This is a genomic window from Microbacterium sp. Bi128 (assembly GCF_918698205.1).
On the sequence record NZ_CAKKMM010000950.1, the window covers coordinates 1 to 2,004 of the forward strand.

At 68.5% G+C, this 2,004-nt stretch carries 2 protein-coding genes and 1 pseudogene; all 3 read left to right on the forward strand.

All coding sequences use genetic code 11. The annotated features are described in order from the left end of the window. A pseudogene (locus tag LQV45_RS28385) lies at positions 1-515 on the forward strand (PfkB family carbohydrate kinase); the annotation flags it as partial. Further along, entirely contained in the window at positions 512-1,462 is a 951-nt protein-coding gene (locus tag LQV45_RS28390; protein ID WP_223914262.1) for a deoxyribose-phosphate aldolase, read from the forward strand. The pseudogene LQV45_RS28385 and the gene LQV45_RS28390, both read left to right, overlap by 4 nt. Positions 1,463-1,501: 39 nt before the next feature. After that, a partial coding sequence (locus LQV45_RS28395) for a thiamine pyrophosphate-binding protein (RefSeq protein ID WP_253074595.1) occupies positions 1,502-2,004 on the forward strand: 503 nt, incomplete at its 3' end.

Consider the following 2,004-nt stretch of genomic DNA (forward strand, 5'->3'; position numbering starts at 1 on the left):
AGGAAGGCCAGTTCACCATCCTGGACCTGGACTACCGGCCGATGTTCTAGGCCTCCGAGGAGAAAGCTCGGGAACAGGTCGCCAGGATCCTGCCGCACGTCACCGTCGCGATCGGCAACGACAAGGAATGCGCCGTCGCCGTCGGGGAGGGCACCCCGGACGAACAGGCGGACCGGCTGCTCGCGGCCGGCGTCGAAATCGCCGTAGTGAAGCTGGGCCCTGAAGGGGTCATGGCCAAGACCCGCACCGAGCGTGTGGTCTCCGCCCCGGTGCCCGTGGAAACTGTCAACGGCCTCGGTGCCGGCGACTCCTTCGGCGGGGCCTTCTGCCACGGCCTGCTCTCCGGCTGGCCCCTGGCCCAGGTCCTCGATTTCGCCAACGCCGCCGGCGCCCTCGTCGCCTCCCGCCTGTCCTGCGCCGACGCGATGCCGACGCCGGACGAAGTCACCGGCCTGCTCGCCGAACGCGGCCGGCTGCTGCCGGGTACCTACGCCACCGAAGGAGCAGCACTGTGAGTGCAAACCCAGCCGTCGCCACCCGTGGGGTGAACGATGATCCCCGCCGCTACGAGCACCTGAGCATTATCCGGCTCGAAGACCCGGAAGCGATTGCCCGCGCCGCCAAGGCACGGCGCCGCCACCCCGGTGTCAGGGCCCACCGGCAGAACTTCATTGTCGCCGCCGACCACCCGGCCCGCGGCGCGCTCGCCGTCGGAAACGATCCGGTGGCCATGGCCGACCGCCGCCAGCTCCTGGACCGCCTGCAGATCGCCCTGGCCAACCCGGACGTGGACGGTGTCCTCGCCTCGCCGGACATCATGGACGATCTGCTCCTGCTCGGCGCGCTCGAGGGCAAGCTGCTCTTCGGCTCGATGAACCGTGGCGGACTCTCCGGCCTGGTGAACGAATTCGATGACCGCTTTACCGGCCACACCGCGGCCGCGCTCGAGGCCCTGGGCGCCGACGGTGGCAAGATGCTGACCCGCATCTGCCTCGGCGACCCGGACACCGTCGCCACCCTCGAAGCGACCGCGAGGGCCATCGACTCCCTCGCCGAACGCAGGCTGATCGCCATGGTGGAACCGTTCCTCTCCGTCCGCGAAAACGGGAAGGTCCGCAACGACCTCTCCACCAACGCCGTCATCAAGTCAGTCGCCATCGCCGAAGGCCTTGGCGCGAGCAGCGCCTACACCTGGATGAAGCTCCCCGTGGTGGCCGAGATGGAACGCGTCATGGCGTCCACCACGATGCCCACCGTGCTCCTCGGCGGAGACCCGGACGCTGGCCAGGACGAGGTGTTCGCCAGCTGGCAGACTGCCCTCGCATTGCCCGGCGTTCAGGGCCTCACCGTCGGTCGGACCCTGCTCTACCCGCAGGACGGCGACGTCGCCGGCGCCGTGGCAACCGCGGCCTCGCTGCTGCACCACACCGAATCCACCCGCACCAAAGAAGTATCGGAGTAGCTTCCCATGGGAATGAGCACGGCATCAGGAACACGCAGAATGACGGTCGCGCAGGCCGTCGTTGAATACCTGTCCAAGCAGTACACCGTCGATTCGGTCGGCGGCCAGGACTTCCGGGAACGCCTGATTCCGGGCACGTTCGGCATCTTCGGCCACGGCAATGTCGCCGGCGTCGGCCAGGCCCTCAAGCAGTACCAGCAACTCGATCCGACGATCATGCCGTACTACCAGGGCCGCAACGAACAGGCCCAGTCCCACCAGGCGGTCGGCTTCGCCCGCCACACCCGCCGCCGCCAGACCTTCGCGATCAGCACCTCGATCGGTCCGGGCTCCTCGAACCTGCTCACCGGCGCGGCGCTGGCCACCACCAACCGGCTGCCGGTCCTGCTGCTGCCGAGTGACACGTTCGCGACCCGCGCCGCCGACCCCGTGCTGCAACAGCTCGAACAGCCTTACGCCTACGACATCACCGTCAATGACGCATTCCGGCCGCTGTCGAAGTTCTTTGACCGCGTCTCCCGGCCCGAGCAGCTGTTTTCCGC